Source organism: Chitinophaga sp. RCC_12, assembly GCF_041360695.1.
Lineage (GTDB): Bacteria > Bacteroidota > Bacteroidia > Chitinophagales > Chitinophagaceae > Chitinophaga.
Window position 1 is genome coordinate 685068 of record NZ_JBFUPS010000001.1, and the last position, 24234, is coordinate 709301.

The 24234-nt window shown below is 47.5% G+C and carries 20 protein-coding genes; 12 read left to right on the plus strand and 8 right to left on the minus strand.

Features of this window, described 5'->3' with window-relative positions:
* Positions 1 to 14 precede the first annotated feature (14 nt).
* Entirely contained in the window at positions 15 to 2666 is a 2652-nt protein-coding gene (locus tag AB6805_RS02830) for a valine--tRNA ligase (protein WP_370907946.1), read from the plus strand.
* 59 nt (positions 2667 to 2725) lie between these two features.
* The gene (locus AB6805_RS02835; protein ID WP_370907947.1) at positions 2726 to 3193 is read left to right on the plus strand and encodes a hypothetical protein; all 468 of its coding nucleotides are present in this window, start codon (positions 2726 to 2728) and stop codon (positions 3191 to 3193) included.
* A 9-nt stretch (positions 3194 to 3202) separates the two neighbouring features.
* On the opposite strand, the gene AB6805_RS02840 is transcribed toward AB6805_RS02835, so the two are convergent.
* From AB6805_RS02840 to groES, 6 genes are all read right to left on the minus strand, one after another.
* Positions 3203 to 6013 carry a hypothetical protein gene (locus AB6805_RS02840; protein WP_370907948.1) on the minus strand — a complete coding sequence of 937 codons (2811 nt, stop codon included), beginning with the start codon at positions 6011 to 6013 and terminating at the stop codon, positions 3203 to 3205.
* Between the two features lie 130 nt (positions 6014 to 6143).
* Positions 6144 to 7571: an L-serine ammonia-lyase gene (locus AB6805_RS02845; RefSeq protein ID WP_370907949.1), complete on the minus strand. Its 1428-nt coding sequence runs from the start codon at positions 7569 to 7571 to the stop codon at positions 6144 to 6146.
* Between the two features lie 104 nt (positions 7572 to 7675).
* Positions 7676 to 8152 (minus strand): FKBP-type peptidyl-prolyl cis-trans isomerase, encoded by a 477-nt coding sequence (locus AB6805_RS02850; RefSeq protein ID WP_370907950.1) that lies wholly within the window; start codon positions 8150 to 8152, stop codon positions 7676 to 7678.
* A gap of 65 nt (positions 8153 to 8217) precedes the next feature.
* The gene (locus tag AB6805_RS02855; protein WP_370907951.1) at positions 8218 to 8697 is read right to left on the minus strand and encodes an FKBP-type peptidyl-prolyl cis-trans isomerase; all 480 of its coding nucleotides are present in this window, start codon (positions 8695 to 8697) and stop codon (positions 8218 to 8220) included.
* Between the two features lie 126 nt (positions 8698 to 8823).
* Positions 8824 to 10461, minus strand: coding sequence for a chaperonin GroEL (gene groL, locus AB6805_RS02860; RefSeq protein WP_370907952.1), 1638 nt, complete (start codon positions 10459 to 10461; stop codon positions 8824 to 8826).
* A 50-nt stretch (positions 10462 to 10511) separates the two neighbouring features.
* Complete coding sequence (gene groES, locus AB6805_RS02865) at positions 10512 to 10793, minus strand: co-chaperone GroES (RefSeq protein ID WP_079473337.1); 282 nt, start codon at positions 10791 to 10793, stop codon at positions 10512 to 10514.
* 458 nt (positions 10794 to 11251) lie between these two features.
* On the opposite strand from groES, the gene nusB reads away from it, so the two are divergent.
* The 5 genes from nusB (at position 11252) to AB6805_RS02890 (ending at position 14218) form a co-directional block, all read left to right on the plus strand.
* Entirely contained in the window at positions 11252 to 12181 is a 930-nt protein-coding gene (gene nusB / locus AB6805_RS02870; RefSeq protein ID WP_370907953.1) for a transcription antitermination factor NusB, read from the plus strand.
* A 37-nt stretch (positions 12182 to 12218) separates the two neighbouring features.
* Entirely contained in the window at positions 12219 to 12659 is a 441-nt protein-coding gene (locus tag AB6805_RS02875; RefSeq protein ID WP_370907954.1) for a DUF1573 domain-containing protein, read from the plus strand.
* Between the two features lie 31 nt (positions 12660 to 12690).
* Positions 12691 to 13035, plus strand: a complete 345-nt coding sequence (yajC, locus tag AB6805_RS02880; RefSeq protein WP_079473333.1) for a preprotein translocase subunit YajC — start codon at positions 12691 to 12693, stop codon at positions 13033 to 13035.
* A gap of 131 nt (positions 13036 to 13166) precedes the next feature.
* Positions 13167 to 13763, plus strand: a complete 597-nt coding sequence (gene coaE, locus AB6805_RS02885) for a dephospho-CoA kinase (RefSeq protein WP_370907955.1) — start codon at positions 13167 to 13169, stop codon at positions 13761 to 13763.
* Between the two features lie 152 nt (positions 13764 to 13915).
* Positions 13916 to 14218, plus strand: coding sequence for a HesB/IscA family protein (locus tag AB6805_RS02890; protein WP_370907956.1), 303 nt, complete (start codon positions 13916 to 13918; stop codon positions 14216 to 14218).
* A 91-nt stretch (positions 14219 to 14309) separates the two neighbouring features.
* Here the strand turns inward: AB6805_RS02890 and secDF are convergent, their stop codons facing one another.
* Entirely contained in the window at positions 14310 to 17459 is a 3150-nt protein-coding gene (gene secDF / locus AB6805_RS02895; RefSeq protein WP_370907957.1) for a protein translocase subunit SecDF, read from the minus strand.
* 213 nt (positions 17460 to 17672) lie between these two features.
* Between secDF and AB6805_RS02900 the strand changes: the two genes are divergently transcribed.
* The 4 genes from AB6805_RS02900 (at position 17673) to AB6805_RS02915 (ending at position 21662) form a co-directional block, all read left to right on the plus strand.
* Positions 17673 to 18890 carry a serine hydrolase gene (locus AB6805_RS02900; protein ID WP_370907958.1) on the plus strand — a complete coding sequence of 406 codons (1218 nt, stop codon included), beginning with the start codon at positions 17673 to 17675 and terminating at the stop codon, positions 18888 to 18890.
* Positions 18891 to 18914: 24 nt separating this feature from the next.
* A complete protein-coding gene (locus AB6805_RS02905; RefSeq protein ID WP_370907959.1) occupies positions 18915 to 19640 on the plus strand; it encodes a DUF4397 domain-containing protein in 726 nt (241 codons plus the stop codon).
* Between the two features lie 154 nt (positions 19641 to 19794).
* Complete coding sequence (locus tag AB6805_RS02910) at positions 19795 to 20988, plus strand: pyridoxal phosphate-dependent aminotransferase (protein WP_370907960.1); 1194 nt, start codon at positions 19795 to 19797, stop codon at positions 20986 to 20988.
* A gap of 140 nt (positions 20989 to 21128) precedes the next feature.
* A complete protein-coding gene (locus tag AB6805_RS02915; protein ID WP_370907961.1) occupies positions 21129 to 21662 on the plus strand; it encodes a hypothetical protein in 534 nt (177 codons plus the stop codon).
* Here the strand turns inward: AB6805_RS02915 and AB6805_RS02920 are convergent, their stop codons facing one another.
* Positions 21663 to 22646 carry a M23 family metallopeptidase gene (locus AB6805_RS02920; RefSeq protein WP_370907962.1) on the minus strand — a complete coding sequence of 328 codons (984 nt, stop codon included), beginning with the start codon at positions 22644 to 22646 and terminating at the stop codon, positions 21663 to 21665.
* Between the two features lie 22 nt (positions 22647 to 22668).
* Here AB6805_RS02920 and AB6805_RS02925 point away from each other — a divergent pair, with 22 nt between their 5' ends.
* The gene (locus AB6805_RS02925) at positions 22669 to 24216 is read left to right on the plus strand and encodes a methylmalonyl-CoA mutase (protein ID WP_370907963.1); all 1548 of its coding nucleotides are present in this window, start codon (positions 22669 to 22671) and stop codon (positions 24214 to 24216) included.
* Positions 24217 to 24234: the final 18 nt, after the last annotated feature.

The window sequence follows — 24234 nt, forward strand, 5'->3', positions numbered from 1 at the left end:
ATATTATGAATAGCATGGAACTTTCGAAAAATTACCTGCCTGCAACGGTTGAAGAAAAATGGTACCAACAATGGATGGATAAAGGCTACTTCCGCTCTAAACCGGATGGCCGCCAACCCTATACTGTCGTCATCCCCCCTCCAAACGTCACCGGGGTCCTCCATCTGGGCCATACCCTCAACGAAACCGTACAGGATATCCTGGTACGCCGGGCTCGTATGAGCGGCTTCAACGCCTGCTGGGTTCCAGGCTCCGACCACGCCTCCATCGCCACAGAAGCAAAAGTGGTAAATATGCTCAAACAGGAGAAAGGCATCGAAAAATCCCAGCTCACCCGCCAAGAATTTCTCAAATATGCCTTCGAATGGAAAGATAAATATGGAGATATCATCTACCACCAGATAAAAAAACTCGGCTGCAGCTGCGACTGGGATCGTGTAACCTTTACAATGGACGACCACTACTACAAAGCAGTGATCACCGTTTTCATTGACCTCTATAAGAAAGGAGTGATCTATCGCGGCGCCCGCATGATCAACTGGGATCCAAAAGCTAAAACAGCCCTGAGCGACGAGGAAGTTGAATATAAAGACCTCCAGGGTAAGCTCTATCATGTGAAATACGCCATCACGGACGCCACCGGCACGCCAACCGGCGAATATATCACCATCGCCACACAGCGCCCGGAAACCATCATGGGCGATACCGCCATCTGCGTAAATCCGGAAGATGAAAGATATGCCCACCTGAAAGGTCACTTTGCTACCGTACCACTGGTCAACCGCCGTGTTCCGGTAATATTTGATACCTACGTAGATAAAGAATTCGGTACCGGCGCCCTGAAAGTGACTCCTGCACACGATATCAACGACTATAACCTGGGCCTGAAACATAACCTCGAAATCGTTGATACCCTCAACGACGATGGCACGCTCAGCGCCGCCGCCGTTGTTTTTGTAGGGGAAGACCGCTTCGTTGCCCGTAAAAAAGTAGTAGCCGCCCTCGCGGAAGAAGGCCTGCTCGTAAAAGAGCAGGAATATACCACCCGCCTCGGTTACAGTCAGCGTAACCCCGATACGGTAGTGGAACCCCGCATCTCCACCCAGTGGTTTGTGAAAATGGCAGAAATGGCCAAACCTGCCCTGGATGCGGTAGTAAACGGTGATGTAAAAATCCATCCCGGCGACCGGTTCCTGGCAACCTACAAATACTGGATGGAAAATGTAAAGGACTGGTGCATCTCCCGCCAACTCTGGTGGGGACAGCAAATTCCTGCCTGGTACGCGCCGGACGGCTCCTTTGAAGTAGCCGCCACCGCTGCTGAAGCGGTGCAGCAGTTTGCCGCCCGCAGCATTACCGTCAAAGCAGCCGAACTCACTCAGGACCAGGATTGCCTGGATACCTGGTTCAGCTCCTGGCTCTGGCCAATGGAAGTATTCAACGGCATCTCCCAACCGGGTAATGAGGATATCAATTACTATTACCCTACTTCGGTACTTGTAACAGGACAGGATATCATCTTCTTCTGGGTAGCCCGTATGATCATGGCCGGACTGGAATTCAAAGAAGTGAAACCCTTCAGCGACGTATACTTCACCGGAATGGTACGCGACAAACAAGGCCGTAAAATGAGTAAGCAACTGGGCAACTCCCCCGATCTGCTGGAACTCATCCATGCCTTTGGCGCCGATGCCGTTCGCTTTGGTATCATGATTTCTTCACCTGCCGGTAACGATCTCCTGTACGATGACTCCAGCTGTGAACAGGGCCGTAACTTCTGTAATAAAATATGGAATGCCCTTAAACTGGTGAAAATGTGGGAACAACGCCAGGAAGATGACAGCGCCACCAACGCCGCAGCAGATAACTTCGCCGTGAAATGGTTTGAAAGCAGGTTGAATGAAGTACAACTGGAAGTAGCCGCCCTGCATAAAGACTTCCGCCTGAGCGAAGGCCTCAAAGCCATCTACAGCCTTGTATGGGACGATTTCTGCAGCTGGTACCTCGAATGGGCAAAACCTGGTTTTGAACAACCGATCCCTGCTTCTATCTACCATAAAACAGTTTACTTCTTCGAACAACTGATGCAACTGCTGCACCCGTATATGCCTTTTATTACAGAAGAAATATACCAGCAACTCGCAGTGCGCGCAGAGGATGATTCCCTGATGATAAAACAGTTTATCACCCCGCAGGCGCCGGTACACGCCACCCTGCTGGAAGGTTCGCTGGCAAAAGAAGTGATCAGCAGCATCCGCGATGCACGTAACAAACACCAGATAAAACCAAAAGATCCGATCGTACTGCACATAGAAACCAAACACGATAACGCATTCAAACAAATTGAAGGCATGCTCGCCAAACAGGTGAATGCAAAAGCCATTCACTATGTACAAGAACCCGTGCCAGGCTGCATTACCCTCGTAATACAGAAAGATAAATTCTATCTCGGTACAGAAATTGCACTGGATACCACCGCACAAAAAGCAGCGCTCACAAAAGACCTCGAATACCTGAAAGGATTCCTGGTATCTGTTGAAAAGAAACTCAGCAATGAGCGCTTCGTACAAAACGCAAAAGCAGAAGCCGTAGACGCAGAACGTCAGAAGAAAGCAGATGCCGAAGCAAAGATTGCGGTCATCGAGGAAAGTTTAAAGTCCTTATAATTTTTAGGATCGCCCGGTCGTTACTATACCGGGCGATTTTTTTATATCCCGGTACTATCATGCAAAAACATCTGTTACTTAGTTTCTTATTAGCCACTGCTGTTACACCGGTCATTGCACAATCCGCAAAAAAAACGGCGACTGCCGTAACCAGCAAAAGACCCATGAAACTCCGCAGCAGCTGGGGCATCTACCTGAGCGACACGCTACCAAAAAGTGAAGTCATTAAATTACTGGACTCCGCGTTGATTGTGCGGGACGAAAAGAATATCAAATACCCGGTGCTCTCCTTTGCTTTTACTTTTGAAAAACATGAGCCTTATCTGAACGATACTACCGGGCAACCTGCGGTGTACAAAGATTTTACAGGAGATAATTTCAAAGCAGCTTCCCTCCCCGCCGCCTGGAGCAAAAACCTGAAGGAAACCCTCCAAACCGGTGATGTCTTGTACTTCGACGACATCATCATCAAATATGCAGAAGAAAAATTCTACAAAGCTCCTTCCCTTCAGATCAACGTTAAGTAATCCATCTTCCTAATAATTAAACAACTGCTGGATCGGTATAATAAAATCAAACCGGTTCTGCGCATTGTCTACGGGGTCCTGGTCAAACAGGTGACTGAAACGCACGCCAAACGTAAAAGGCAGCGCATTACCTATGCGCGTATCAAAAAACAATTCGGTACCGGCAGAAGTATAACGGGTATTGATATCCACATTGTTACGGGAGAAATTAGCCATGCTGTAATCGTAAAACAAATTAGCCCGGATACGGTTGAAATACAGGATCTGCGCAAAGCCCCAGTCGGGATATACCAATGGCAGATGATAGTTAGCTCCCAGCTTATAAATACGCGTATACGACGGCGTATTATACCCTCTCGCATATACGAAATTATCTGTGAAAGTATAATTAAACGCATTATCACGTTGCTGATAAGCGGCCTGCAATACCAGGTTATGATTTTGCCATAATCCCGGCAAATACTGATCCAGCCGTGCATACAACTGTTCGGCATACAAGCCCGACACAGAACTGTTATACTGCACCGCGAGGTATTGCCCGAAATGTGTGTAAATGTTTTGTACTGCCTTGATCCGCTGGTTGTTAAAGATGATGGTGTTGGTCAGGAACTGCAGATCGTTTCCCTTGTACTTGCTGTCCAGGTAACGGTGACGGATATTGTAATTACTACCGAAAGATACACTGCGGCTGTAAAGTCCCGACGACAGGTTCAACGGGATACTGAAGCCCACATGCGCAGTGGCCTCATTCCAGTACACCCGCTGCCGGTTCTGATCCAGTCCATTACGGTTAATGGTATAGTCGGCTCCTACTGATAACACCGGGAACCATCCCCCGAAAGTAAAGCCTGCCGCGAAATCCGAGCTACCCTCATTCCGGTTGTACGTATAGCCGATACTGGTAGATGTAGTGCTCAATATATTTTCACCGATCAGTGAAATACTGTAATCCGGGTCATTAAAAGACGGTACCCAGCTGTGGAAGTTAAACGGACGGGTGAACTGCGGATACTTCTTCACCGGCAGGGAATCATGCGGCGCCAGCTCCAGTATATTACCACCTTCTTTAAAATGAGGCTGCAGCCAGGCGCTGCGCCCGTCTTTACTCACGTCGGCCGGTTCCCAGGCGGCTTTGTTCAATGCAGCGTGATACAGCTTGTATCCTTTCACGGTGAATTCACTGAAAACGAGACTGTCGCCTGCCGGATCCACTGCCATATGCAGCGCACTGTTCCCCCTGTCGGTGACTTCATACGTTTTTCTATCTGCTAACGTAATCGCATATACGTTGTTTACATCTTTCAGGCCACTGGTGAAATAAACCGTATCCCCGCTCACAACCGGTATACCCATTACGGTATAACTGAAAGGTGTAAGCACGGTGCTTTCGCCCGTAACGAGCGACTGCTCAACCAGCGCCATCTCTCCCTTACTATTTCTTACTGCACTGATCACGGCCTGTTCACCGGCAGCAAAACGCGGATAGGTATAATACCAGTTTTCCGGGTTGGGCAACTGCTTTTCCACCGATGCTGTGCGCGTATTGATCAACTGCAGGCTGTATTTCATTTCAGTAGTAGTAGCCACTGCTATTACCTTCTCCCCATTTTCACTGATATCCGGGGAGAAGAATTTCCCCTTTGGGGAAACAGTTTTCGTATGCCCGGTAGTGTTATCCCACACCCGGATCACGGAAAAATTCTTCCAGCCCCACCGCGCATCGAAACGGGCAGCAGCCCATACCACGCGGCCATTACGGTAACTGAAAAAGTCATCGTATAAAATACCGGGACGCACCAGCAAACGTTCTTTACCGGAAGCATTCAACCGGTAAATACCGGGCACTTTATTCCAGGCATTCTTTAATATCACCCATTCATTATTACCTGCACTGTATACGTAGTTGTAGTTGGTAACTGGCTTGGCAACCGGCAGCAAAGGCTGCGCCGGCGTAGTATCCGGCCGGGCCGCATAATTATTCCACAGCGGCTGGTATTCTTTCAGCACGGCATTATAAAAGCCGGTTACATTCATACCTGTTCTCTTCTTCAGGCTATGCGACAATGGGTAAAACACACCGCGGAAACGAACAGCATCACTGGTAACGTCTCTCCAGAATGTGTGCCCGTAATGTTCCCGGCCATAACTGGTCATCATATATCCGAGCGGGTAATGATCCGGTACATAATCTACATAGGAACCATTACGGATTTTCATATAGGCGTAATGTTTACCCGCCAGCGAAAGGCCACGGAAGCCATCAAAGAAACCAGGAAGCCGTCCCCTGCCCTGCGGCGTTAACACAGTTTCCATTACCACGGCATCACCTTCCCAGAACCAGTTGGGTACTGCGATATTGGTTACCGCCGCTTGCCCGAGCTGCCCGCCAAGAATAGAAAATACTTTGGATACCCCCTGCCGGAAGTTCATGTTCTGCAATACGTGCCGGTACTCGTGTACAGCCAGCTGGTCAACCCAGTTAAGAGAGCCCAGGTCGAGCGAGTTAGGAGGCGGTGTCAGGTAAAATTCAGAGCGGAAGGGACCGAGTTGTACATATCCGTTAGATTGCAGCGTTTGATTCTGCAATACAATACTTACTTTTTTTTGAAGACTACCTATAGAAGACCGGGTATAGCGGTTAAGATAGTGAACCAGGTTAGCGACCCGCTCACCTTGCCCGGTCATACCATGAGGGAAAATCACCCGTACTGTATCCGTGTTGATCTGTTGCCATTTCAGCGACGGCGGATTACCTCCGAATTGCTGCGCCGATAAAGGAAGGGAAAAGGAAAGAAGAGTAATGGCAAGGATAACACGCATAAAAAATAACGAATTACGGATCTAAGCAGATGATGATAACGTATAAACGAAAATATGGTTCTTTCCTTATATTATAACCGATATTCGCCGTAATCTGCTTTTAAATCTGTAATTCGTTACCTGGTATCTTTTAACATTCCGGCAGGCTGATAGGAATATTTACGGCCAGTCCTCCGTCGGAAGTTTCCTTATATTTTGAATTCATATCCTGTGCTGTTTCCCACATGGTTTTCACTACCGCATCAAGGGAAACCTTTGCCAGCTCAGGATTGCTTTGTAGCGCCAGTTGTGATGCCGTAATCGCTTTGATGGCGCCCATTGTATTCCGTTCTATACAAGGTATCTGTACCAGTCCGCCGATAGGATCGCAGGTGAGGCCAAGGTGATGTTCCATCGCTATCTCCGCCGCCATCAGTACCTGGCGCTGGGAACCTCCCATGCACTCGGTAAGGGCTGCCGCCGCCATGGCAGAAGATACACCTATCTCTGCCTGGCACCCGCCCATGGCTGCTGAAATGGTGGAGCGTTTTTTAAAGATGCTCCCTATTTCAGAAGCGGTAAGCAGGAACTGCTGGATCTTTTCTTCCTGGAAACCATCACAGAAAGCAATGAAATATTGTAAAACTGCCGGGATAACGCCTGCAGCGCCATTGGTGGGCGCCGTTACTACTCTTCCGAACGATGCATTTTCTTCGTTTACGGCCAGCGCAAAACAGCTAACCCAGTCGAGCGTATAGCTGAAATGCTCTCCCCCCGCCCTGATGGCGTCAATCCAGGAGGCATAATCAGTATAGGCACGGCCCTTTAATAATTTTTTGTTGAGTACTGCCGCACGGCGGCCAACTTTCAGTCCGCCGGGTAACTCTCCACCGGTATGACAACCACGGAAGGTACATTCCTGCATCACGCGCCAGATGTTCAGCAACCCTTGCCGGGTTTGTTCTTCCGGTCGCCAGGCGTGTTCATTTTCCATCACCAGTTCAGAAATGCTATACCCGGTTTTAATGCACCACTGCAGCAGCTGACGGGCAGTATCTATCGGGAAGGGCAGATCCACTTGCTGGGCGCCACCGCCTGCGTCCCCCTCCTGTACCACAAAACCACCACCGATGGAATACCAGGTGGAAGCCAGCTGTTCGCCATCCATCAGGGTCACCAGGAAAGTAAGGGCATTAGGGTGAAACGGCAGGGATTCTTCAAAAAGGAAATCAATATCTTCAACAGGATCAAAATCTATTTCATACTTACCCGCTATCTTCATCCGGCGGCTGCGGCGGATATCATCCATTTTAGGATTGATCTGGTTCACGTCAAAAGTTACCGGATCATCCCCGCAGAGGCCCAGCTGTACCGCAATGTCGGTGCCGTGCCCATGACCTGTTTTGGCAAGGGAGCCATATAATAATACCTGTACTTTATTAACAGCCGCCAGTTTGCCAGCCTGCTCCAACTGATCCAGGAAACGCAATGCTGCGCGCCACGGGCCTAAGGTATGGGAACTGGAAGGGCCAACGCCTATCTTAAAAATGTCAAATACGGAAATACATTCGTGTGCCACTAATTTTTATTTATCTGTAAAATTAACGGAAAGCGGGGGAATAATACAAATGCAAAAGCGGTACCGGTTCTGCCGGTACCGCTTTCACGTTATTTCTTTCTCCATTATTTATTCACATAATCTTTCAGCTTCACGTTGAATACCAATACGGAATTCGCCGGAATTTTAGAATAGGCAGTCGGGCCGTAAGCATAAATAGAAGGAATAATCAGGTTGATTTCTCCACCCTTCCGGATTTTAGGAATACCGATCGTCCATCCGGTGATCACTTTATCGAGGTCAAACCTGGCGCTGTCGCTGCTGTCAAAAACCGTTTTATCCAGCAACTGGCCTTTGTAGGATACCCATACATTCGCAGCGGCATTAACAGAATCGCCGGTTCCTTTTGTTATAATCTGGTAAAAAAGGCCACGGGGATCATGTTGTACATTGGTGAGATTATTGGCGGCGATATACGCTACAATTTTTGCGGAGTCAGCATCATATTGTGCAATAGCGTTATAGGCAGGTGCATCATCTTTTTTTGAACAGGCGGCAAGCACTAACAGGAATAATCCTCCCAACAGAAAAACTTTCTTCATACAGTTACGGTTTCAGTTTTAGTATAATTAAAAGGTGAAAATACAATTGGTATAAGATAATACATCTACCGGATACTTACCAGTTCCAGGTCAGAAATAAGAATGGCGTTGGGCGGGATAACACCGTTAACGCCCACAGAGCCATAGGCGAGGGCGGATGGGATATACAACCTGATCTTTCCTCCCTGGGAAATCTTCTGCAGCCCTATCTGCCAGCCAGGAATATGGTTTTTAAGCATCCTGTGATCGAAATCGGTGGGTCCTACGGAGGTACCTACCACTTCGCCCGTAACTAAATAATTGGTATAAATAACGGTGGGGATAGAAGTCGCTTTCACGAAATGGGTACTGTCTCCCGGAGCGTCTACGCGGTAATAAAGCCCGGAAACGTCCCGGATCGCGGTTTCATTATGCTCGTGCAGGTACTGCTGGATGGCGTTTTCCGCGACTCCATCCATCATGAGTTCTTCTGAGCTGCTCTTCTTTGAGCAGGCGCCCAGTATCAAAAGCAGGCTTGCGCAAATTATTTTTACAACTGTATTCATCCGCTGCTGTTTACTATCTCGTTATTAAACGGAAATCTTATGATAAAGTTACAGCGGAAAGGTGATCCGCATAAAAAAACTCCTGCGAGGCCATGCCTGCAGGAGTTTTTATGATTATCCTTGATATTAGTAGTCCATGCCCATACCGTGGCCACCACCGCCCATAGCTGGAGCAGCAGATTTAGGTTCCGGTTTGTCTGCGATTACACATTCGGTAGTCAGCAGCATAGAAGCGATAGACGCAGCGTTTTCCAGTGCAATACGGGTAACTTTAGTTGGATCGATAACGCCGGCAGCCAGTAAGTTTTCGAAAACTTCTGTACGTGCGTTGAAACCGAAATCAGCTTTACCTTCTTTCACTTTCTGTACTACGATAGAACCTTCGATACCTGCGTTGGCAGTGATCTGACGTAATGGTTCTTCGATAGCGCGTTTAACGATGGCGATACCGGTCTGTTCGTCGTTGTTAGCACCTTTCAGTGAATCCAGGGCTTCGATAGCGCGGATGTAAGCAACACCACCACCAGGAACGATACCTTCTTCAACGGCAGCGCGGGTAGCGTGTAATGCATCGTCTACGCGATCTTTCTTTTCTTTCATTTCTACTTCGGTAGCAGCACCAACGTACAGTACAGCCACACCACCGCTTAATTTAGCCAGGCGTTCCTGTAATTTTTCGCGGTCGTAGTCAGAAGTAGTTACTTCGATCTGCGCTTTGATCTGTCCGATACGGGACTGGATCGCTTCTTTTTCGCCTTTACCACCTACAACAGTAGTATTGTCTTTATCGATAGTGATAGATTCTGCTTTACCGAGGTAAGTCAGGTCAGCATTTTCCAGTTTGTAACCTTGTTCTTCGCTGATAACGATACCACCGGTGAGGGTAGCGATGTCCTGCAGCATATCCTTTCTTCTGTCGCCAAAGCCAGGAGCCTTAACAGCAGCAACTTTCAGGGTACCACGCAGTTTGTTTACCACCAGGGTAGCCAGTGCTTCACCTTCCAGATCTTCGGAGATGATTACCAGCGGAGCGCCCTGCTGGGCTACTTTTTCCAGGATGTGCAGGATATCCTTCATAGTGCTGATCTTTTTATCGTAGATCAGGATATAAGGGTTAGCCAGTTCAGCCTGCATTTTTTCGCTGTTGGTAATGAAGTAAGGAGACAGGTAACCACGGTCGAACTGCATACCTTCTACTACTTCAACAGTAGTGTCGGTACCTTTTGCTTCTTCTACAGTGATAACACCGTCTTTGGTTACTTTCTGCATTGCCTGGGCAATCAGTTTACCAATTTCGCTGTCGTTGTTGGCAGAGATGGAAGCAACCTGCTCGATCTTCTGTGTATCGTTACCAACTTTTTCGGACTGTTTTTTCAGGTTTTCAACTACTGCTTTCACAGCTTTGTCGATACCACGTTTCAGATCCATTGGGTTAGCACCGGCAGCTACGTTTTTCAAACCGTCGCCGATGATAGCCTGTGCCAGAACAGTAGCAGTAGTAGTACCATCACCTGCCAGATCAGCAGTTTTGGAAGCTACTTCTTTCACCATCTGCGCACCCATATTTTCGATTGCGTCTTCGAGTTCAATTTCTTTTGCAACGGTAACACCATCTTTAGTTACACCCGGAGCGCCGAATTTTTTCTCGATCACTACGTTACGGCCTTTAGGGCCCAGGGTTACTTTAACAGCATCAGCCAGGGTGTCAACGCCTTTCTTCATCTTGTTGCGGGCGTCTATATTGAAGAAAATTTGTTTTGCCATAATACTTTGAGATTTTTCTTTTAGGAATTAATTCATATCGCAGACAGCTCTTAAACGATCGCCAGGATATCAGATTCACGCATGATTAAGTAATCTTCGCCTTCGATAGGGAGTTCCTGACCAGAGTATTTACCATAGAGTACAGTATCACCTACCTTTACAGTGATCGGTTCATCTTTTTTACCAGGACCGGCAGCCACCACGGTGCCTCTCACAGGTTTTTCTTTTGCAGTATCGGGGATAATGATACCACCAGCTGTCTTCTCTTCTGCTGCTGCAGGTTTCACGATTACCCTGTCAGCTAAAGGTTTAATACTTAATTGTTTAGCCATAGTAGTTTTTATTTAAAAAAGATGTTTGTGATTGTTCCTTCCGTCCACGAGAATTGTGCCAAGGCGGTTTTCGGGTCAAATTTACAGGTCACGAAGGTATCGACTTGCTTCCACACTGACAAATCATGACAAACAACCCGAAAAAATGACAGCTAGGCGGATTTTGAGCGGAGCTTGTCGCGGATTTTGTCTTTCCCGCTGATTCCCCTGATTATGCTGATTAAAAGGATATTTTTTAAGCGAAGATTGTCTTTTGCCCTGATTCTTCTGACATTATTAAGGCGCATAAATACATCTTTCTAAAAATCATTAAAAAAATACAAAAAAACAATTAATCAGTATAATCAGGGGAATCAGCGGGAAAGACAAAATCCGCGGCAAGCTCCGCGACAACCTCCGCGTCGAATATGGAAATTTTTCTCTACTTTTGCGCCCTTATACCAGTTCTTTTTTATAAGATGATCAGTAGAAGAAATATCCGGGTTAAAGTAATGCAAACACTTTATGCCCTGGAAACGATGGAGCAAAGCAGTATTAAGCCAGGCACGGCCACCAGACTTTTAAACGAAAAGCTGGACCAAACCTGTCAGATCTTTACCTACTTACTTAACTCAGTGGTACAGGTAGCACAATACGCCGAAATTGATGCGCACGCCCGTGCTTCCAAACACTTACCCTCTGCCGAGGACCTGCAGGTGAACACCAAAATTGCAGGAAATGAGTTTATTTACCAGATAACCAGCGACAAAGGCTTCCAGGTAAACCTGGACCAATGGAAAATGAAGCTGCAAACAGATGATGATCTGCTCAGAAAGCTTTATAATCAATTGGTAGCCACAGATACCTACAAAGCCTACGCGGCTGAAGGTAGCCGCACCAAAGCCGGTGAAAAGGAGATACTGGAATTCATCTATAAAGAAATACTGGCGAAAAGCGAGCCGTTCCTTCAACACATGGAAGATACCTTCCTTCACTGGGGCGACGACGAAGAAATGATGGGCATTCTGATCAATAACTATTTCAATAAGCCGCATCTCTTCAATTTCCTGCAGCTGATCAGTAAAGAAAAACTGGATTATGCAAAGGAACTTCTGCTCACAGTAATCGACAAAAAGGAATACTGCCTCGAACTGATCAAGCCCAAATTACAAAACTGGGATTCTGAACGTATCGCTGCAGTAGATATGTTACTGATGGAAATGGGTGTATGCGAGTTTCTCTACTTCCCCACCATTCCTACTAAAGTAACTATCAACGAATATATAGACCTGGCGAAAGCCTATAGCACACCTCAGAGCGGCCAGTTTATCAACGGTATCCTGGATAACATCCTGAAAGACCTGGAAAAAGAACAGCTGGTACAGAAGCAGGACCGTCCGAAAAAGTAAGTGGGAAAAGTTATTTTTACCGTAAAATAGCAATGCCATGAAAAAACTGTTCTGTTTACTCGCCTGTGGAAGCCTGCTGATGGCGGCTTGTAACAATAGTGCAAAAAATAATACCGCTGCTGAGGCAGCCGGTAACGGACAAAAAATCGAAACTGGTCAATCCTCCGCGCTTACCTTTGAAGAAAAGGTGCATAACTTTGGAGAAATTGTAGCAGGTGAAAAAGTAGAGTATTCCTTTAAATTCACCAATACAGGCACCAGCCCGCTGCTCATCGAAGATGCCATCTCCAGCTGCGGTTGTACCGTACCGGAATGGCCAAAAGAACCCATCAAACCCGGTCAGTCCGGCTACATGAAGGTTATTTTCGACAGCCACGGAAAATCAGGCTATACCGAGAAAGAAATTTCTGTTAAAATCAACAATAAAGACGGTTATGTGGTAGGACCTAAGATCCAATGCAATATCATTACCAAATAGTCCGGACTAAACTATTAAATCAATTATAGAGATGAACATCCTGAACATTTTATTAATGGCGCCTCAGGGCGGTGCCCAAGGCGGTGGTAACTCCTGGGTTTCTTTCCTGTTTTTTGGCGGTATGATTGTCGTTATGTGGCTTTTCATGATTAGGCCTCAAACTAAAAAAGCAAAACTGCAGAAACAATTTATCGATAACCTGAAAGAAGGTGATAAAATCGTCACTATCGCCGGTATCCACGGTAAAGTGAAGAAAATGAACGACAACAACACCGTTCTGATGGAAGTTAGCCCAGGCACCAGCTTCACTATCGAACGCTCTGCTATCAGCATGGAATACACCACAGCTCAGCAAAAAGCAGCTGAAACTAAATAAGCATTACGAATCAGAGTAATTACTGTTTACGGAGTTACAGGCAGATGATTTTCGCGGATCTATTTCCCCGGCATCTGCCCGTAACTCCGTAATTCATATGGGTAATTCGTATTTTTTTATAAATTGGGGCTATGTTAAAGATTGGAATCACCGGAGGCATTGGCTCCGGCAAAAGCACCGTTAGTAGAATATTCGAATTATTGGGCGTTCCCGTGTACTACGCGGACGACCGGGCCAAAGATATTATGGTCCGCGACCCCGAACTGGCTGCACAGGTAAAACACCACTTCGGCGAAGAAATGTACGATGCCCATGGCGCCTTAAACCGCAAACTCCTGGGAAATATCGTTTTCAACGACAAAGACAAGCTGGCTCTTCTCAACTCCCTCGTACATCCGGCTACCATACGGGATTCCGACAACTGGGCCCAGCAACAACACACTCCCTACGTACTGAAAGAGGCCGCTCTCCTCTTTGAAACAGAATCCTTCCACCACCTCGATCAGGTAATCGCCGTTTTCGCCCCCCAGCCACTGCGCATACACCGCGTCATGAAACGCGACAACGTAACCCGTAATGAAGTACTGGCACGTATGTACAAGCAAATCGACGAAACCATCAAAATGCGCCTCAGCGACCACGTAATCTATAACGATGAGCAGCATATGGTGATTCCGCAGGTGCTCGACCTCCATAAAAAGTTCCTGGAACTGGCCACAGCAAAGTAATTGCGCTTCAAGTCCACCTCAAAGGCGTACATGCCCCCGGTTTAGGCCGTGTTTAAAGCGTTTTTGCGTTAACTACACCCACCACTTACCTCGGGTATACCAGCAAGCAAAACCGCCCCTGGTTTTCCCTAACTTTGAAAAAAATACGGATAATGGATAACGTGAACAGGTCTCCCATTCAACTTACGGCCAGTGCTGCTGAAGTAGTGAAACAATTGTTACAGGGGAATACGGAAGCCCCCTACCTGCGGGTAGGCGTAAAAGGCGGAGGTTGTTCCGGTGTTGCCTATATGCTCGGCTTCGATGCCCGCATGGAAGACGATGACCTCTTTGAGATATCCGGCATCCCTGTGATCATGAAAAAAGCGCATGGCATGTACCTCATGGGCATGGAAATAGACTACCAGCAGGGAAGCGAAGCCGCCGGGTTTGTATTCAGGCAGCCGGCCGGCTGATAAATATCTCCCAAAAATATACTGCATAAAAAAACCTCCTGGCAAGCCAGGAGGTTTTTATTTATCAAACATTATTTCAGTAAGATCTTACTTATTTAGCAGCAGGAGCCGTTTTCTTGGCCACCACTTCCACTGACTCACTTTCGTTGGCCAGCTGATTTTTCTTGTCGAAGTCAACCAGTACCGGCGCCGCAACAAAGATAGAAGAGTAAGTACCGGTGATCACACCAATCAGCATCGCGAAAGCGAAACCACGGGTAACTTCGCCACCAAATACAAACAGGATCAGGATGGTCAGGAACACTGTCAGCGACGTCATAATGGTACGGCTCAGGGTATCGTTGATCGCTTTATTGATCACGGTATCCCTGTCGCGGCCATGAGCGCCGGTCCTGAAGTACTCGCGGATACGGTCAAACACAATCACGGTATCGTTCATGGAGAAACCAATCACCGTCAGGATCGCAGCAATAAAGTGCTGGTCAATTTCCAGTGTAAACGGTACAAAGGATCTGCACCAGGAGAATACTGCCAGCGTAACCAGTACGTCGTGCAGCAAAGAGAAGATAGTACCGATAGAGTACTGCCACTTGCTGAAACGTAACAGGATGTACAGGAAGATCACCACAATAGACAGGATCGTTGCCTTCACCGCACCTGCACGCAGGTCATCGGAAATGGTAGGCGATACTGTTTGCGAACCTACAATGTAACGGGAGGTAAATACGTCAGGCGTTACAGAAGCGTCATAGAACTTCTTCAGGCCATTATACAACTTATCAGCCACTTCTTTATCCACCGCCAGGCTCTGCTGCTCAATTTTGTAAGCAGTAGTGATGCTCAGCTGGTTGGTGCTGCCGATAGTTTTAACAAATACTTCTGAGTCAAATTCTTTCTTCAGTACATCTGCCACTTCTTCGCGGTTCATCGGGTGCTCAAAGCGAACAGTATAGCTGCGGCCGCCGGAGAAATCGATACCGTGGTCGAAGCCATGGAAGAAGGAAGAAACACCTGCCACCATTACAAAGGCGGAGATGATATAAGCATATTTACGTTTGCCTACGAAATCAAAAGCGGCATGTTTAAATACTTTACGGGAAATAGGTGTGAAGTATTCAAAATGTCTTTTTCTCTTCATCCAGAAATCAGTTACCATACGGGAAACCAGGATACCGCAGAACAGCGACAGGAACAAACCTATGATCTGTGTGGTAGCGAAGCCCAGTACCGGACCTAAACCGAAGTAGAACAGGATGAAGGCGGTGAGCAGGGAGGTAACGTGACCATCGAGTACTGGTGCATAAGAGCGTTTGTAACCCTCTGCCACGGCATCGTGGTAAGATTTACCATGCGTCAGCTCGTCCTTGATCCTTTCAAAGATGATTACGTTGGTATCCACCGCCATACCGATGGTGAGTACCATACCGGCAATACCGGCCATTGTTAACGTAGCACCCATAGAAGCCAGGATACCGAAGGTAAACAGCAGGTTCAGTACCAGTGCAATGTTAGCTACCCAGCCGGCTGAGTTGTAGTACACCAGCATGAGTACGAAGATGATTCCGAAGGAGATCATAAAGGATTTCGCACCGGCGGCAATAGATTCAGCGCCGAGGGTTGGTCCTACAATCTGTTCCTGTACAATTTGTGCAGGAGCCGGCATCTTACCGGATTTCAGGATGTTGGCGAGGTCATTCGCTTCTTCAATGGTAAAGCTACCACTGATAGAGGAACGGCCACCGGCAATTTCACCCTGTATAGAAGGAGCAGAGTAAACGATGTTATCGAGCACTACTGCTACATAATTAAAGGTAGCGGGATCTTTTGGATTGGTAGGAGCCAGTTCACCGGTCAGTTTTTTCCACTGGTGGGCGCCTTCATTATCCATGGTCATGCTGATTTCCGGCTGGTTGTTCTGGTCCATGTCCTGACGGGCATCAACGATGCTTGCGCCACCAACACGGGGTTCAGGGCTGGCCGGGTTCACTTTCAGCGCATATACCGCTAAAGGTCCGTGTTTATCTTCTTTATTTTCAGCACCAAATGCAAATACCAGGTCTTTCGGCAGGATCGACTTTACAGCCGGCAGTTCCATATAGCGGTTGAAAATAGCGGTATCTTTTGGTAAAATCCTTCCGATAGACGGACCCGGGTAAACTGAACCGGATTGTGGGTCTACGTTAGGGAATAATACCATGAACAGCGGGTTTTGCGCCTGTTGTTCTTTCAGTTGCAGTTCTTTGCTGGCATTTTTGCTGGTATCTTTTTTAGACAGATAATCTGTCAGGCTGGCATCTTTACCGGTGTCCTTTGCGGCAGCGGTGGTAGCAGCAGCAGCTGAATCCGGTGTAGCGGCAGGAGCAGCGGTAACTGCGGCCTTAGCGTTCCTGACAGCATCGTTCACCGGGGATAATACATTCTGGATAAACTCCGGAGAGTTCTTGTATACTTCCCTGAATTCGAGGTTGGCAGTTGCCTGCAGGTATTTGTGTACACGGGCGGCGTTATCAACACCGGCGAGTTCCACGGAGATCAGTCCTTTGTTTTCATCCAGGCTGATATTAGGTTGTGCCACACCAAATTTATCAATACGTTTTTGCAGTACGATATAGGTATTCTTAATGGCAACACGTGATTCCTTGCGGATCATGTCCAGCACCTGCTGATTGGAGGAATTGAAGGTGATATCCTTCTGGTAGGCATTTGCAAAAATAGAAGCCAGTTTACCCTGTGGTGCTACCTCGGCGTATGCTTGTCCGAATAAAGTAACAAAATCGGCCTGGTTAGTTTTCTTCAGCTCATTTGCCCTTTCCAGCGCTTTGTTAAAAGCAGCATCCTTGGATTGACCGGATAACGCGCGGATAACATCTTCCACGCTTACTTCCAGTACTACGTTCATACCACCTACCAGGTCCAGACCGAGATTCAGTTCTTTCTCTTTGGCCTTGGTATAGGTGACATTCCATGGAAAGCCTGCAATTTTTGTGCTGCTGGTACTGTCCACAATCTCTTGTCTCCTCTGTTTAATAAACCCTTTGAGGGTATCTGAGTAGAAGCCCTGCAGTTCCGAACTGCCTGGATATTTCTTTTCAGGTGTAGGGTATTGCTTGGCCACATCGTTCTCGGCCTGCTGCTCTATCTTCTTCTCATAGTTCCGCACCAAAAACGTGAAGGACAATTGGTACAAAGAGATAAGGATCAGTGCGATGGCAAAAAATCTTACCAGTCCTTTAAGTTGCATACTGTTTGTTTCGGGTTTATAAAAAAAAATTTTAAGAGTTGCAAAGATAGAATTTAAATCGATATATTAAAGTCCTTGTTAAAAGACACGCAAAATCAATATGCGCCTGCCTTTGCAGGTTGGTTGGCACACTTTTTTTAAATCTGCAGCTCCCGGATTCTGGTCTTTTTAAATATATTCCTTTGCTTTACAATCCATAACAACGACAAATATATGCAAACCCAACATTATCCGGCAACAGATAATTTTCTGGAAGCTTTGCTGAAAAGTCAAAAAAGCCGGTTAGGCGCTGTGTTCAGCGACCCTTCCACTTACCGTTTACAGGTGATTTTTACCCGCATAGACCGGGACGGGCAGCAGCGGCCTCACTTCACCGACTATTATTATGGTGTGTCGCCGGATACCTACTTCTATCCCGCCTCCACGGTAAAACTGCCGGCAGTGGCGCTGGCACTGGAAAAGCTGAACGATCTGCAGATCCCCGGCCTCGACCGCAACACGCCCTTTTTTACAGCGCCGCTCCCGGATGTGAATACCGGCGTGCGCCACGACCATTCCGCGGCTTCCGGCCTCCCGTCGGTAGCCCATTATATAAAAAAAATATTCCTTATCAGCGACAACGACGCCTATAACCGCCTTTATGAGTTTATAGGTCAGGAGCCTTTTAACCGCCGGTTATGGGAAATGGGATATTCCCAGGCCCAGATCCGCCACCGGGTGGGACTTCCCCTTTACGAGGAAGCCAACAGGCATACCAATGCCGTCAGCTTCCGCGAAGGGAACAGGATCCTTTACCAGCAACCCGCGGGCTGCAGCCACCTGGAGTTTTCCCCGCGGGAAGACTTTGCCGGGAACGCCTGGTACAATCACCTCGACCACCTCGAGCACCAACCCATGAACTTCTCCCACCGGAATAAACTGCCCCTCTCCGACCTGCATAATATCCTGCGCAGCATAATTTTTCCGGAAGCTGTAACAAATCGTCAACGTTTCCGTTTAACAGGGAAAGATTACCTTTTTTTGTACAGATGTATGTCCCAGCACCCGGAGGAATCAACAGATCCGGCGTATGACCCGGAACAATACTATCAGGCATATACCAGGTTTTTGCTTTTTGGAGGTGACCGGAACAGCCGGATACCTGAACACATCAGGATTTTCAACAAACCAGGATGGGCATACGGATTTCTGACCGATACAGCATATATTGTTGATTTTACCAGTAAAACAGAATTTCTGCTGTCTGCCAGTGTTTTTGTAAATACCACTGGTGTATTGGGAGATGATCAACCGGCTTTTGAAAAAACAGGCAAACCTTTTCTCAAAGCACTGGGAGAAATAATTTATGAATCGGAAGTCCAACGTAAAAAGAGCATTTTACCGGACCTGTCCCGTTTTGAACCAAACGATAAAAAAACAACCGATCAATAACACAATTTAAAAACTGAGAGCAAAATGCTAACCAAGAAAAATCGCGTATGGGCAGTTGTGGCCCTGTTGACAGGAATCATCGGATTATCTTCCTGCCTGAAGAACGATAACAATTACACACCACCAAGACCACAGGCACAGATTTCAATTCTGAACAGTTCCACCAGTATGATCGCAGGTACTTTCTTCGATAATGATCAGAAAGTAACTGAAACTGATTTCACTTTTAATTTCTACGCCCGGTACGCCGTTTATGGAGGCCTGCACAAATTTGACCTGAAGAAGAAAGGAGGCGACAGCTTGCTGGTCACCACTACTTACAATTTCGACTCCACACAGTATTATACTTACCTGATCTGGGATAAAAGCCCCATGAGATCTGCTATTATCAAAACAGATCAAACCAACTACAGCCGCGATAAAATCGGTATCCGTTTCCTGAACCTGAGCGCAAACGCAGGTCCGGTAGATGTATTCATCGGTACTGAAAAAATCGACAGCAACCGCGTTTACTTTAACGGCGATGTATCTTCTGCCAGCGCTTTCAAACTGTTCAATAGCTTCAGCGTAAACAATGCCATCACCATCAAGGAAGCTGGTACAAGTACTGTACTTGCCACGGCAAGCAGCACTGATCTGCGTGTCGGCAGTTTCAACGCAGGTAACTTCTACACCATTTACATCGTAGGCGTTAAAGGCAGCACCGGTACCGACAAACTAGTTACCAACGCTATGTTCAGTTTATACTAACAATATTGCATTGCTGTAAAAAGCAGTAACATAAAACGCAGAACGGGCCGGTTATCCGGCCCGTTCTGCGTTTGTACAGCAGCCGGGAATGATCTTTCCATGTATTATCTGGTTTTTTTCTGTACGTTTGTTCCGGTCAATTCAATGTAATGATATGAATCAACTAGCAGACAGGCTGTCACGGATTTCCGAGCCGCAAACAATTAAAATGGCTAAACTCGGCCGCGAGTTGAAAGCCCAGGGGATAGATATTGTAGACCTCAGCATCGGAGAACCGGACTTTGACACCCCGGCACACATCCGCGAAGCCGCCAAAAAAGCAATCGACGAAGGGTTTACACACTATACACCCGTGGCTGGCTATGCAGACGTAAGACAGGCAGTAGTACACAAATTAAAGAGAGATAACGGTCTTGACTATACGCCGGAACAAATTGTAGTATCCACAGGAGCCAAACAATGCCTGGCCAATGCAGTGCTCAGCATTGTAAACCCCGGCGATGAAGTGATCATCCCCACCCCTTACTGGGTTACCTATTCAGAACAGGTGAGCCTCTGCCAGGGTGAAGTGGTATTTGTTCCCTGCAGCATCGAAAGCAATTATAAAATTACACCGGAACAACTCGAAGCAGCAATCACACCAAAAACAAAGCTGTTCATGTTCTCCTCTCCTTGTAATCCTACCGGTTCCGTATATTCCAAAAAAGAACTGGAAGGACTGGCTGCCATATTCGCCAAACACCCACAGATCTTCATCATCTCCGACGAAATATATGAATACATCAACTACGAAGGCAAACATGAAAGCATCGCGCAGTTCGGAGATCTGATCAACCGCACGGTCATCATCAACGGCCTGAGTAAAGGCTTTGCCATGACCGGCTGGCGTTTGGGCTACCTCGCCGCACCACTGGACATTGCCAAAGCCTGTGATAAGATCCAGAGCCAGTTCACCTCGGCCACCTGCTCTATCACCCAGCGCGCCGCCATCACGGCCCTCACCGGCGAACTGACCACCGCCGTGGAAATGGTCGCTGAATTCAAAAAACGCCGCGCCTACATTCATGAAGCCCTGAAAACCATCCCCGGTTTAAAGGTAAATGACCCGGAAGGCGCATTCTATATGTTCCCGGATGTAAGCGCATTCTTCAACAAATCATTTGAAGACTCGCACATTAAAAACGCAGACGACCTTTGCATGTACCTCCTGCATAAAGCCCACGTGTCTACTGTTACCGGTGGCGCTTTCCAGCAACCCAACTGTATCCGCCTGTCTTATGCCACCGGCATGGACAAACTGGAGAAAGGGGTGGAAAGAATGAAAACCTGGCTGGGGAAACTCGCTTAACAAACGATCATCGTTGTGATGAATATGATTACCGGCGGATGTTATAAAGTCTACATCTCCCGGTAATCCTTTTTATTTTAAACCGGTATCCTACAATATATAAATATCTTTATATATATTTGTGCACATAAAGTAATATGATGGGCAGTCTTGACTTGAATACACTATTATACATCGCACTCGCAATTGGAGCAGTGGCAATCGTATACCCAACGGTAAGAGATCTTTTTAAGAAAAATAAAACAGCAGATCCCACAACTGACAACAAAGAACAGCCGGTAAATGCAGCTGTGCTTCCCTTACAGCTGCAGGCCTACGAGAGAATGGCGCTTTATGTAGACCGCATCACGCCGCAAAGCCTGATAGGACGCACTTATCAGCCGGGCTTAACCGCCGTGGATATGCAGATTGCGATGGTACAGCAAATCAAGGCAGAATACGAACATAACGTTACCCAACAGATCTACGTGTCGGCCATGACATGGGAAGCGGTGAAAACATTAAAGGAACAAACCATCTCCGTGATCAACCAGGTAGCCGTGCAACTGCCACCGGATGCACCCGCTATGGAACTGAACAAACAAATACTGGCGGTATTTTTACAGGCCGGCGAATCTCCTGCCGAACTCACTTCCCAGATCATCAATGCGGAAGCAAAAAGATTGATGCGGTAATCACTTCGCGTTAATCACCTCATTCAACAGGTAACTTTTTCCATTAAATGAGATATACAACGGCTTTCCCTGGTACCAGGGAATGCCAGCCTTTTTAGCATGCACCTGGATATGCAGGTGAGGTTCTGAGCTAAAGCCTGAATTGCCCACGCAGCCGAGCGGGTCGCCCCGCTTTACATACTGCCCTTCCCGTACCACCACGCTTCCCATTTTCAGGTGCGCCATAAACACGTAATACCCGGGCGTTTCCAGTAATACCTGGTTGGTGTTTTTAGGCCCACGGTTCATGGCAGGCGGTATATTATCCGGGTTATTGCTGTACGCCCTCATCACCAGCCCGTCGCAAGGCGCATACACCGTGTCGCCGAAAATCACATAGTCTTCCAGCTTACGGGAAAATATTTTCCCTGCCCGCCCGCCATAGTTGTTCAGTTTCACGATATCCATCGCATAAACAGCCCCCCGCAGGCTAAAGTGGAACACGTTGGTAGGTAGTCCTTTACCGCCCTGCAACACAAAGTATTTACCCGGCTTAAACGGAAATGCCAGCGCTACCCGCTCCGGTTTACCGGTAGTACCGGTAAAGTACAGCACAGACATTACGACAAAAATAAAGGTAAGAATGCCGTTGCTGACCTGTTTCCACCGCGGCGTAGGCTTAGCCGCATGATCGTGCTTACGCACTGCATAAGCGGCCATGTTCAGCAATAAAAGTCCGCCAAAAACATACTTGGCATAAATGGAAAGGTACACCCAGGTGCCATACAAATACAGGAACCAGCCCAGCGAAAGCCCCAGCAGCAAATAGCTGTAAGTGGCTGCCAGCCGGCGGCTTCCTGCTTTCCAGACAAGATATAAACTATACAACGCCAGCGCGATCGTTGCGCCTAATAAACAGTAAATGATCATAGTATCCTGCCAAACTTTCACACAAAATATCAATATTTTTCTCAGCGGCGAAGTACCATAATAATTATGTAACATTGCAACGCTAGTTTTAGATACTATGGAAAAAACCATTCAAACCGATTCAGGCATTGTAATAGCACCGGTATACACACAGCCGGTGCCTATGGACGAGCAGCCCGGCGACTTTCCTTACACCCGTGGCATACACGCCACCATGTACCGCGATAAACTGTGGACCATGCGGCAATACGCGGGTTTCAGCACGGCGGAAGAATCGAATAAAAGGTATCATTACCTGCTTGGACAGGGCGTTATGGGACTGAGCGTGGCCTTCGACCTGCCTACACAAATCGGCTACGATTCGGATCACCCGATGTCGGAAGGTGAAGTGGGAAAAGTAGGCGTAGCCATAGATTCCCTGGAAGATATGGAAATACTGTTCAAAGATATTTCACTGGAGCAGATCTCCACCTCTATGACCATCAACGCCACGGGGTTTATCCTGCTGGCTTTTTATATTGCACTTGCCAAACGGCAGGGCGCCGACCTGAAAAAGATTTCCGGCACCATCCAGAACGATATCCTGAAAGAATACGCTGCCAGGGGCACCTTCATTTATCCGCCAAAGCCCTCCATGCGGCTCATTACCGATATTTTTGCTTATTGCAGCAGAGAAGTGCCTAAGTGGAATACCATTTCTATTTCCGGTTATCATATCCGGGAAGCCGGCGCCAACGCTGTGCAGGAGCTGGCTTTCACGCTGGCTAACGGGAAGGCCTATCTGAAAGCAGCATTGGACACAGGACTGGATATCAATGTATTTGCCAAGCGGTTGTCTTTCTTTTTTAATGCACATAATCATCTCTTTGAAGAAGTAGCCAAATTCCGCGCCGCACGCCGCATGTGGGCGCATATCACCCAATCGCTGGGCGCTACCGATCCGAAAGCACAGATGCTGCGGTTCCATACACAAACAGGCGGCAGCACCCTCACGGCACAACAGCCACATAATAATATTGTACGTGTAGCCATTCAAACGCTGGCCGCTACAATGGGCGGTACACAATCGCTGCACACCAACGGCTATGATGAAGCCTTGTCGTTACCCACCGAAGCAGCGGCACGCATCGCGCTCCGCACCCAACAGATTGTTGGTTATGAAAGCGGCGTGGCAGATACCGTAGATCCGCTGGCAGGTTCTTTTTATGTGGAAGCGCTTACCAACGAAGTAGAAGCCAAAGCCTGGGAACTGATTCATAAAATTGATGCAATGGGCGGCGCTGTAAGCGCCATAGAACAGGGTTTCATCCAGGATGAAATAGCAAAGAGCGCATACAGGTACCAGCAGGAAATTGAAAATAATGAGAAAATAATCATCGGTGTCAATAAATTTACAGCATCAGACCAGGTAACACCGGAAGTATTCCGCATCGACGACAGCATCCGTACCTTACAGTCGGAACGCCTGAAATCCTTGCGGGAACGCCGCGATAATGCAGCCGTGCAAAACGCACTGGCACAGATCCGGCTGGCCGCCGGCACCGATGAAAACCTGATGCCCCTTGTAGTAACCGCAGTGGAACACTTATGTACCCTCGGAGAAATTGCAGATGTACTGCGGGAAGTTTGGGGAGAGTATAAATAATTATATAAGCGTATTCAA

What these genes read in the sequence shown, in the direction of transcription:
- AB6805_RS02830 (WP_370907946.1), top strand. Translation starts at nt 15, where the DNA reads ATGGAACTTTCGAAAAATTACCTGCCTGCAACGGTTGAAGAAAAATGG.
- AB6805_RS02835 (WP_370907947.1), top strand. Translation starts at nt 2,726, where the DNA reads ATGCAAAAACATCTGTTACTTAGTTTCTTATTAGCCACTGCTGTTACA.
- AB6805_RS02840 (WP_370907948.1), bottom strand. Translation starts at nt 6,013, where the DNA reads ATGCGTGTTATCCTTGCCATTACTCTTCTTTCCTTTTCCCTTCCTTTA.
- AB6805_RS02850 (WP_370907950.1), bottom strand. Translation starts at nt 8,152, where the DNA reads ATGAAGAAAGTTTTTCTGTTGGGAGGATTATTCCTGTTAGTGCTTGCC.
- AB6805_RS02855 (WP_370907951.1), bottom strand. Translation starts at nt 8,697, where the DNA reads ATGAATACAGTTGTAAAAATAATTTGCGCAAGCCTGCTTTTGATACTG.
- groL (WP_370907952.1), bottom strand. Translation starts at nt 10,461, where the DNA reads ATGGCAAAACAAATTTTCTTCAATATAGACGCCCGCAACAAGATGAAG.
- groES (WP_079473337.1), bottom strand. Translation starts at nt 10,793, where the DNA reads ATGGCTAAACAATTAAGTATTAAACCTTTAGCTGACAGGGTAATCGTG.
- nusB (WP_370907953.1), top strand. Translation starts at nt 11,252, where the DNA reads ATGATCAGTAGAAGAAATATCCGGGTTAAAGTAATGCAAACACTTTAT.
- AB6805_RS02875 (WP_370907954.1), top strand. Translation starts at nt 12,219, where the DNA reads ATGAAAAAACTGTTCTGTTTACTCGCCTGTGGAAGCCTGCTGATGGCG.
- yajC (WP_079473333.1), top strand. Translation starts at nt 12,691, where the DNA reads ATGAACATCCTGAACATTTTATTAATGGCGCCTCAGGGCGGTGCCCAA.
- coaE (WP_370907955.1), top strand. Translation starts at nt 13,167, where the DNA reads ATGTTAAAGATTGGAATCACCGGAGGCATTGGCTCCGGCAAAAGCACC.
- AB6805_RS02890 (WP_370907956.1), top strand. Translation starts at nt 13,916, where the DNA reads ATGGATAACGTGAACAGGTCTCCCATTCAACTTACGGCCAGTGCTGCT.
- secDF (WP_370907957.1), bottom strand. Translation starts at nt 17,459, where the DNA reads ATGCAACTTAAAGGACTGGTAAGATTTTTTGCCATCGCACTGATCCTT.
- AB6805_RS02900 (WP_370907958.1), top strand. Translation starts at nt 17,673, where the DNA reads ATGCAAACCCAACATTATCCGGCAACAGATAATTTTCTGGAAGCTTTG.
- AB6805_RS02905 (WP_370907959.1), top strand. Translation starts at nt 18,915, where the DNA reads ATGCTAACCAAGAAAAATCGCGTATGGGCAGTTGTGGCCCTGTTGACA.
- AB6805_RS02910 (WP_370907960.1), top strand. Translation starts at nt 19,795, where the DNA reads ATGAATCAACTAGCAGACAGGCTGTCACGGATTTCCGAGCCGCAAACA.
- AB6805_RS02915 (WP_370907961.1), top strand. Translation starts at nt 21,129, where the DNA reads ATGGGCAGTCTTGACTTGAATACACTATTATACATCGCACTCGCAATT.
- AB6805_RS02920 (WP_370907962.1), bottom strand. Translation starts at nt 22,646, where the DNA reads ATGTTACATAATTATTATGGTACTTCGCCGCTGAGAAAAATATTGATA.
- AB6805_RS02925 (WP_370907963.1), top strand. Translation starts at nt 22,669, where the DNA reads ATGGAAAAAACCATTCAAACCGATTCAGGCATTGTAATAGCACCGGTA.